The sequence below is a fragment of the Pseudomonas sp. Irchel s3f7 genome, from assembly GCF_900187615.1.
Classification (GTDB): domain Bacteria; phylum Pseudomonadota; class Gammaproteobacteria; order Pseudomonadales; family Pseudomonadaceae; genus Aquipseudomonas.
This window is the reverse complement of sequence record NZ_FYDO01000012.1, coordinates 151,756-160,771: the sequence shown is the minus strand read 5'-3', so window position 1 is coordinate 160,771 and position 9,016 is coordinate 151,756. Positions and strand designations below refer to the sequence as shown.

General features: G+C 56.7%; 8 protein-coding genes. 1 reads left to right on the top strand and 7 read right to left on the bottom strand.

Annotation, left to right across the window (positions count from 1 at the left end; translation table 11 throughout):
• The 3 genes from CKW19_RS12840 to CKW19_RS12830 form a co-directional block, all read right to left on the bottom strand.
• Positions 1–688 (bottom strand): aldehyde dehydrogenase family protein (locus CKW19_RS12840; RefSeq protein WP_143500354.1); only part of this gene is annotated, 688 nt, incomplete at its 3' end.
• A gap of 72 nt (positions 689–760) precedes the next feature.
• Entirely contained in the window at positions 761–2,401 is a 1,641-nt protein-coding gene (locus tag CKW19_RS12835; RefSeq protein ID WP_095058174.1) for a GMC family oxidoreductase, read from the bottom strand.
• 16 nt (positions 2,402–2,417) lie between these two features.
• The gene (locus CKW19_RS12830) at positions 2,418–3,092 is read right to left on the bottom strand and encodes an NADPH-dependent F420 reductase (RefSeq protein ID WP_048393001.1); all 675 of its coding nucleotides are present in this window, start codon (positions 3,090–3,092) and stop codon (positions 2,418–2,420) included.
• Positions 3,093–3,281: 189 nt separating this feature from the next.
• Here CKW19_RS12830 and CKW19_RS12825 point away from each other — a divergent pair, with 189 nt between their 5' ends.
• The gene (locus CKW19_RS12825) at positions 3,282–4,175 is read left to right on the top strand and encodes a LysR family transcriptional regulator (protein ID WP_048392999.1); all 894 of its coding nucleotides are present in this window, start codon (positions 3,282–3,284) and stop codon (positions 4,173–4,175) included.
• A 146-nt stretch (positions 4,176–4,321) separates the two neighbouring features.
• Here CKW19_RS12825 and CKW19_RS12820 read toward each other — a convergent pair whose 3' ends face one another.
• The 4 genes from CKW19_RS12820 to CKW19_RS12805 form a co-directional block, all read right to left on the bottom strand.
• On the bottom strand, positions 4,322–5,299 hold the full coding sequence (locus CKW19_RS12820; RefSeq protein ID WP_095058173.1) for a ketopantoate reductase family protein: 978 nt from the start codon (positions 5,297–5,299) through the stop codon (positions 4,322–4,324).
• A gap of 121 nt (positions 5,300–5,420) precedes the next feature.
• The gene (locus CKW19_RS12815) at positions 5,421–6,209 is read right to left on the bottom strand and encodes an HpcH/HpaI aldolase/citrate lyase family protein (protein WP_048392996.1); all 789 of its coding nucleotides are present in this window, start codon (positions 6,207–6,209) and stop codon (positions 5,421–5,423) included.
• 92 nt (positions 6,210–6,301) lie between these two features.
• Complete coding sequence (locus CKW19_RS12810; protein WP_095058172.1) at positions 6,302–7,753, bottom strand: aldehyde dehydrogenase family protein; 1,452 nt, start codon at positions 7,751–7,753, stop codon at positions 6,302–6,304.
• Positions 7,754–7,794: 41 nt separating this feature from the next.
• Positions 7,795–8,619, bottom strand: coding sequence for an SDR family NAD(P)-dependent oxidoreductase (locus tag CKW19_RS12805; RefSeq protein ID WP_048392992.1), 825 nt, complete (start codon positions 8,617–8,619; stop codon positions 7,795–7,797).
• Between the last annotated feature and the right edge of the window lie 397 nt (positions 8,620–9,016).

The window sequence follows — 9,016 nt, the reverse complement described above, 5'->3', positions numbered from 1 at the left end:
CTACCTGCGCACCGGCACCGGTCGAGCCCGTGAAGGAAACCATGTCGACATCGGGATGCCTCGACATCGCCTCGCCAATCACTCGCCCCGAGCCGTTGAGCATGTTGAAAACGCCCTTGGGTACGCCCGCGGCATCCAGCACCTCTGTCAGCAAAATAGCGCTGACCGGAGAGTTGATACTGGACTTGGATACGACTGTACAACCGGCGGCCAGCGCATAGATCAGCTTGATGACGGTTGTCTGGATCGGCCAGTTCCAAGGCGAGATCAGTGCGCAGACACCCAGGGGTTCACGGCGAACGATCGTATTGCCAATTCGCGCCTCGAACTCGTACGTCTTCAACAGGTCGCGAGCGACCTTCATATGTTCGATTGGCCCCATGACCTGAGCACGGGCGCTGCAGGGAATACCCACCTCTTGCGCAATGGCCTGTACAAAATCATCGGCGCGCAATTCGTAGGCTTCGATGATACGGTTGATCAGGTCGTAACGCTCATCGAGGGAAGACTGCGAATAGCTTTTGAATGCACGCCGAGCTGCGGCCACGGCAGTGTCCACCTCTTCAACGGTCGCCATGGCGACCGTGGCAAACGCTTCTTCGGTAGTCGGATCAATCAATTCCTGGCGCTGGGAGGTCGCGGCCTCTACCCATTCACCGTCGATATAAAACTTCGCGTAATCGTGCATCTTGCTGGTGCCTCCAGTTGTTGTTATTCGGTGAGGATTTTCGTGACAGGTGGCAACACGGTACCCGCCGATTCAACCAACAGTTTCGACCGGCGAACTGCTTGCCCGGCGAGCCATTGCATCTTCACGAATCAGGTCGGCGGCTTTCACACCAATCATGATGGACGGCGCATTGGTGTTGCCCGACGTGATGAATGGCATGATCGAGGCATCCACCACCCGCAGTCGCTCGATACCGCGGACACGCAGTCGTTCGTCCACCACCGCCATCGCGTCGTTACCCATCTTGCAGGTGCCGCCCTGGTGGTGGGCCGAATTGCCGGTTTCGACCAGATAGTTGTAGATATCTTCATCGGTACGAATGTGGGGCCCCGGCAATTCTTCCGAAACCACGCGAGACTTGATGGGCTCGCTGTTCATGATTTTGCGTATCCAGCGCACACCACTGATCACGGCATTGATGTCGTAATCGCTGCTCAGGAAATTTGGTGTGTAATCGGCCGGGTCAGACGGGTTGGTTGAGCGCAGCGTCACTGTTCCCGTGGTGCTGGGACGCAACTGATAGACCGACACCCCGAGCCCGGGATGCTTTTCAACGTCAACCGTGCCGTCAGGGAAGTATTGAAAGGTCATGGGCCGAAAGCTGATTTGGAGATCAGCGTAGTCCTCGTCCGGGCTACTTTTAACAAACGCCGCGACCTGGGAAGAGCCAAGGGCAAGATACCCTTTGCGGGTCATCAGGTAACGGAAGCCTTCCCAGTACTTTCGCAGGCCTACGAGGTTGGCGTTGTACGAACTGTCTGGGGTGCAACGGAAGGCTGTGTGAATATAAAAATGATCCTGCAGGTTTTGCCCTACTCCTGGGGAATTCAGAACTTCGGGAATTGCGTGTTTTTCCAGTTCAGCCCTTGGGCCGATGCCGGACAACATCAGCATCTGCGGTGTCTTCAGCGAGCCTGCTGACAGAATCACTTCGCGCGCCGCATAGATACGCTCCAAACGGCCACTCTTCAAAACCTCTATACCGACAGCGGTACGCCCCTCGAATAAAACGCGCTGCAGCTCGCATCCGGTTCGAACCGTCAGGTTCGGCCGTTCAATGACAGGCTCGATAAATGCCCGGTAAGTCGACATCCGTTGCCCGTCCTGGATGTTGTGCTGCATGAAACCTACGCCATCGTGCAAGGCGCCGTTCATGTCCTCGGTCACCGGGATACCGATACGGTTAGCGGCCTCTATAAAATCGTAGCTACTCTTTTCTTTGACGACCGGATCACTGATCCATAGCGGACCATTCGCTCCGCGATATTCATCGCCGCCCCGCTCAAAGTGCTCCATCTTTTTGAAATACGGCAAGACATCTTCATACCCCCAGCCTGGGTTGCCCAAGGCACGCCAGCCGTCAAAATCTTTTTGGTGACCTCGGATGAATACCATGCCGTTGATGGAGCTGGATCCACCGAGCAATTTGCCCCTAGGCCAGTACATCCGACGCCCTTGAAGCTTCTCCATTGGCGAGGTGCGGAAATTCCAGTTCAATGACTTATTGAAATAGAGCTTGCCCATTCCCGCGGGCGTATTGACCCAGAAACGATCTGAAGCAGGTCCCGCCTCAATAAGCAGGACGTTGTTCCGGGGATCGTCAGACAAACCGCGCGCAACCGGACAGCCCGAAGAACCGGCACCGACAACGATGTAATCATAAATCTGCATGTACCCGCTCCTCCCGCTATTTCCCGACGCGGGAAGTGCCTTTGAACAACCTGTCAAAACGCTCGAAGCGATAAGCCCATTCGGGCCCCTGGTCCGTTTCGTAAGCCAACACTGCGGAGAGCATCGCGAAAGGCTCTATATAACGGGCAACCTTCAGAGCCCCAGCGTCCACCGGATCAAAGCCCACCTGACTGATAAGATCCGAAACTGTGGCTTTACTGGCTTCGTCCTCGCCACAGAAGATCAAACTGGGACGTAACGCCTCGCCCCTGGCCGCGAACACATCGAACAGAACTTCACTGGGCGTCGACTGGAAGGCCGCAACGACATGGGCCCCAGGTATCATCTGTGCCAGCGTTTCCGCACCGGAAATCGTGTGGCCGATGACAAGCTCGGTGTCCTCTTCGTTTAAAGGATTGCAGCAGGTCATGACGATTTTGCCGCTCAAGTCATCCACCTGGCTGAGGACGTCAGGCACTTGAAGCCAATGCACAGCCAGGAGGACCAAGTCAGCATTTAATGCCGCGTCTGCCGGTGTGCTGGCCTGTGCATTTTTACCTGCCGACGCAGCCAGATCGGAAAGTTTCTGCTGATTACGCGAGTAACTGAAGGAGACCTCATGGCCAACCCGGGCGAACATGGTGCCCAGATGACTGCCCATTCGGCCGGAGCCCAGGATTCCGATTCTCATGAAAGGCCTCTTGCTATTTTTTCGATTAAAAACACGGATGGCGTTCGGGTGAAAGGCTCGACGGCGAATAGAGGTATGATCCAAATTGATTAATCCCCTACACGATCGGCATGGCCAGCTCATGAACATAGATCCTTGGCGCGGGCGCTTGAGCTGATACAGTATTCGCCCCCACGCAGAGAATGATGAATGGCAAAGGAACACTACAGCGACCTGCTCGCGCTCATTGCAGTTGCACGAGAGCAAAGTTTCACGCGAGCGGCCTCCCAGCTGGGAATCTCTCAATCGATGCTCAGTCATAGCATCCAGAGACTGGAAGCTCGGGTCGGGGTACGTCTGCTCACTCGAACGACCCGCAGCGTATCCGTTACCGAGGCCGGTGAACGTCTGCTCAATACCGTTGAACCGCGGTTACGGGAAATCGAAACCGAACTGATCGCCGTGGCCGAACTTGGCGACACCCCCGCCGGTAACATTCGCATCACCGCAACCGACCATGTCATCGAAACGGTTCTTTGGCCGAAATTGGCGCAAGCCCTGCCGAAATACCCACAAATAAGTGTAGAAGTCGTTATCGACTATGGCTTGACGGACATCGTGGCCGACCATTTCGACTTTGGCATCCGGCTCGGGGACGGATTGGCAAACGGGATCGAAGCCGTTCGTATCGCTCCCGACATGCGTTTTGTAATGGTGGGCGCGCCGTCCTACATGGAGTCTCGTGCCATGCCCACCAGACCTCAGGACCTCATGGAACATGAATGTATAAATATGCGCCTGCCAACACGTGGAGGCCTGTACGCGTGGGAGCTGGAAAAAGACGGCCAGGAAATCAATACGAGAGTCAAAGGCAGGCTCGTATTCAATGGCATCAATCAGATTTTGGATGCCGCTGTATCGGGTTTCGGACTGGCCTATGTTCCCGAGGACATCGCCCATCCCCATCTGGTTGATGGCACCCTGGTCCCTGTCATGGAAGCCTGGTGGAGAACATTTCCGGGACTGCACCTTTACTACTCAAGCGAGCGCGAGAAGTCTCGGGCGATGCAGGTTCTAATCGATGAGTTACGGTACCCCGGATAGTCACCGACGCTCTGAGCCTCTTCCTTCTTCGCATCTGAAAGTGCCATGCAGGGGCACTCAGGGGCAGGTCCCGATCAGTAGAGACCGACTCATACCAATCACTAATGAGGTTGCCGCGCCGGGCATCGGCGCGGGCTTTACCGAACTTAGTTGTCGTACAGACCGGCGGCTTTCGCCCGCTGCACAGCCAGGTCAACCACCAGATCAAGCGCAGGCGTCTCGACATCAGCCAGCCGTGCGAGCTCCAGCGGGGCCCTGAGTATCGTGTCGACTTCCATTGAGCGCCCCAGCTCGAGGTCTTGAAGAATGCTTTGTTTATGCGTCGAAACGGCCAATCGACGAAGCCCCTCCTCGACATCTCCCGGGTCGCATCCCAGCTTCCGAGCAATCGAGGCAGCCTCGTTTGCCATAGCCTGGGCAGTTTTCGAAATTGCTGGGCTAGCCAGGGCTTGCTTCATCGTCGACGCAGTCAGAATGGCCAGCGATCCACCCGTCAGATTGATGACCAGCTTAGTCCAGATAGCGTCCCGTATCCTGTCGGTGACTTCAATTTCCAGCCCCCCTCTGATCAAACACTCGGCCAAAGCATCCAGGCGCGCATCCGATTTCCCATCCGGGCGCCCGAGAATGAGCCGGTTACGTGGATTTTCCGCCTTGATCACTCCCGGCGCGGTAACCGTGCAAGCGGTATAAGCGACCGCACCCACTACGCGCTCGGGGGCAATGGCAGCCGTCAGGAGCGATTGCGGATCGATCCGAGGAAGTGATGCCCCCTCAAGCATTCCTCCTTGGCCTTGCAGGTACCACCAGGGAATGCCATTCAAGGCGAACAACACCAACGTTTCATCGCCCAATAATGGCTTGATACCTGCCACAATCCCGGGAAGCGCTGGTGCCTTGACCGATACAACCACGACGTCCTGTCGACCCAGCGATGAGGGATCATCGGTGGCCACTGGCTGACTCACGAAAACGCCATCCTTTGTTTCCACGCGCAATCCATTTGCGCGGATAGCAGCCAAATGCTCTCCCCGAGCGACCAGAGAAACCTCGGCTCCCCCCTCAGCAAGTCTCGCTGCAATATGCCCGCCGACAGCGCCGGCTCCGTAAATGCAAACTTTCATTCTTCTGCTCCGCTGCACGCACTCCAGCGGGCGAATCAAGGCATCACGCACGGACGCCTTGAGTCACCCTACGTTCGTGCAGTACCGATAGTTGTTGAGGCTTAGCTGCAGATCAGCCGGGTTATGCAAACTGTTGGCGTTTCTGTATCGCCGCCGCGAGAAGAAATGAGATGTCGTTGCCGGTTGAAACATATCGTGCGCCCAACGCCACGAGCTCTTTGATCAAGTCGGGCCGGCTGCCCAACCCTCCTACACCGAGAACCTTATTGTTCGCCAGACAGGCATTCAACACGCGCCTGTAGGCGTTACGCACCAGTTCATGGTCCATCTCGCCAGACACACCGAGGGCGCTGCTGAGGTCGTTGGCCCCCACCAGCAGGATGTCGACGCCTTCTACTGCTGCGATTTCCTCAACCGCTTCAAGACCTTCCAACGATTCGATCATGGCAATAATCATCGTCGCGTCGTCGAGTTGCTGCGTAGCGTCTACTGCGGGCAGGGATCGATAGTGAAATTGCGGCGGCGCGCCGGCCACCGACCGTTCGCCCAGCGGGGCATGCTTGGCCGCTCGTACGATAGCCCTGGCATCTTCCGCCGACTGCACACTTGGAACAATGATGCCCAAGGCGCCGGAGTCAAGCACGCGCGCGATGAAGTGCGGGTCTGTGCTGGGCACGCGCACGAATGGAGTTACGTCCAGACCGAGACACGCCATGCATACTTGCCCAGCAGCTTCCAGGGAATAGCTGCTGTGTTCCATGTCGATGTAGATCGAATCGAAACCTGCCGTATAGGCAATGCTGGCGATGTCAAAGGTTCTGACGAGCCGAGATGTCATCGAATACACCGTCTCGCCCCTGGCGAGCTTTTCTTTGACCCCGTTTCTGAGTGACGCATTCGAAGCATTCATGTTTTTGTTCTCTGAAAAGATTCATAGGCAAGCACTGCACTATTGCCAGGGCTGTGCACAGTAGTGCCGTGGCCCTGGATGGAGCATGGGTATCAGGCCTTCAATGACGGTAGCGTCGCGGCCTCTTCTTCAAAGCCATAGACCGACTTGATTTCCAGGTACTCTTCCAACCCAAATACCCCCATCGAGCGACCGATTCCGGATTGCTTGTAACCCCCCATTGGGGTCAAAGAGTTAGTCGCCGCGCCATTGAAGCAAACACGCCCGGCCCGCAGGCCGCTGGCAAACTCATAGGCTTTGCGCCGGTCCCCGCCAAATACATAGCCACCCAATCCATAAGGCGAGTCATTGGCGATTTCCAGTGCCTGCGCCTCGGAGGAATAGGGCACCACCACCAGGACCGGTCCGAAAATCTCTTCGCGGCAAATACTCATGTCCGGCGTCACGTCGACAAACACGGTAGGGCGAGTGAAGAAGCCACGCTCAAAGCCTTCGGGGCGTCCCGGACCGCCAGCGATCAACCGTGCACCTTCATCGATTCCCGCCTGGATGTGACGCTGAATGCTATTGAATTGAGCCTGGCTGACAATCGGGCCCATCGTTGTGGAAGGATCACGCGGATCCCCTAGACGGAACTGGTTTGCTTCGTCAGCCAGGAACGGAATGATCTGCTCCACTTGGCTTTCATGCACCAGCATGCGGCTCGGTGCGTGGCACGATTGCCCCGTATTGAAGAAGCAACGCTGTACGTTCCAACGTGCGGCCTTTTCGAGATCGGCGTCTCGCAGCACGATATTCGCCGACTTCCCGCCCAGCTCCAGACACACGCGCTTGATGGTGCGTGCAGCTGCCTCGCTTACCTGCGCACCGGCACCGGTCGAGCCCGTGAAGGAAACCATGTCGACATCGGGATGCCTCGACATCGCCTCGCCAATCACTCGCCCCGAGCCGTTGAGCATGTTGAAAACGCCCTTGGGTACGCCCGCGGCATCCAGCACCTCTGTCAGCAAAATAGCGCTGACCGGAGAATTGATACTGGACTTGGACACGACCGTGCAACCAGCGGCCAACGCATAGATCAACTTGATGACGGTTGTCTGAATTGGCCAGTTCCACGGTGAGATCAGCGCACACACGCCCAGGGGTTCGCGGCGAACGATCGTGTTGCCAATCCGAGCTTCGAACTCATAGGTTTTCAGCAGGTCCCGAGCCACCTTCATGTGTTCGATTGGCCCCATGACCTGAGCCCGAGCGCTACGAGGAATACCCACCTCTTGCGCAATGGCCAGGACAAAATCATCGACGCGCAGTTCGTAGGCTTCGATGATGCGGTTGATCAGGTCGTAACGCTCATCGAGGGAAGACTGCGAGTAGCTTTTGAATGCCCGTCGAGCCGCGGCAACCGCGGTGTCCACCTCCTCAACGGTCGCCATGGCGACTGTCGCAAACACCTCTTCAGTGGTCGGGTCAATCAACTCCTGCCGATGGGGCGTTGCGGACTCTACCCATTCACCGTCGATATAGAACTTGGCGTAATCCTTCATCTTGCGGGTGCCTCCAACTGGTATGCGGCGAGCGTCTGGAATCAGCTGCTGTGGGTGTAGCCGCCATCACAGGCAATGGTCTGGCCGGTGATGAACGACGCCGCCGGGGTGGCCAGGAACAACATGATTCCGACAAGGTCGGTGGGCAGCATTCCACGGGGAATGCACTGCAAGGCTGCCGCGCGCTGACGCAGCTCAACTGTGGGATTGGCGACCCGCTCCACTTCCGTGGCAACGCTACCGGGACGAATGCAGTTCACAGTGATGCCGTGTGGTCCGAGCTCTCGAGCAAGCGAGTTGGTCATGCCGATCAGCGCCGATTTCGACGTGACGTAGTGCAGGTAATTCATCGTGCCGCGGGGCACGGCGTCTGAGGAAATATTGATGATTCGGCCGAATTTCGCGTCACGCATGGCCTGAGCAACGGCGCATACGCACAGATAGGTCCCAGTGATATTGACGTGCAGGACCTTCTGCCATTGTTGATATGGAATTTGATCGAACGCGCATTTTTCCAAGGCTGCGAAAATGGATGCATTGTTGATCAAGACGTCGATACGCCCATGAACCTTCAGGACCTGCGCGACCATGGCGTCAACCGAGGCCTTGTCACCCACGTCGACTTGCACTGCCAAGGCCTGACCACCCGCGACCTCAATTTCTTGCACGACCGAAGCCGCCTTGTCGAGATTCAGATCAGCGATAACCGGAAAGGCACCTGCCGCCGCGTACTGCCGGGCCAGTTCTCGGCCAATGCCCTGGCCCGCACCGGTGATGATCACAACCAGTTCCTTGACGCTGAAATCACGGGCCTGCAGCGGAACGCCGGAGTCGGCGGGGGCGTGGGTAATGGATGATTCGCTCATGTCTATTCCTGGATTGAATTTTTTGTGAGGCCACAGGGACCTTTTTTTAAGTTGTTGTGAGTCACGCTTGGCCCTGGCAGAACCCAAACATCCTGCTCGCCCTCAACCGCTGATCAAGGGGGCTGACCGGCAACTGCCCGCCCTCCCCCCAAAAGTCCCGGTCATCGACGATTGATGCAAAACGATGAAACCACCAACCTGCGAATAGAATTATGTCGAATTGTGGGATTTGTCAAGCCAATCGACATCCTTGGATTCCGACTAAAAAAGCTTTATTAACGCCCCTACTCCCGCTCATACCGCCTTTATAGAGCTCATCTCTACCCTGAAGCACCAATGAAAAAGCCGACAACGCCAGCTTGTCATCCCGCCCAATTCAAAATTTGACCATATCTCA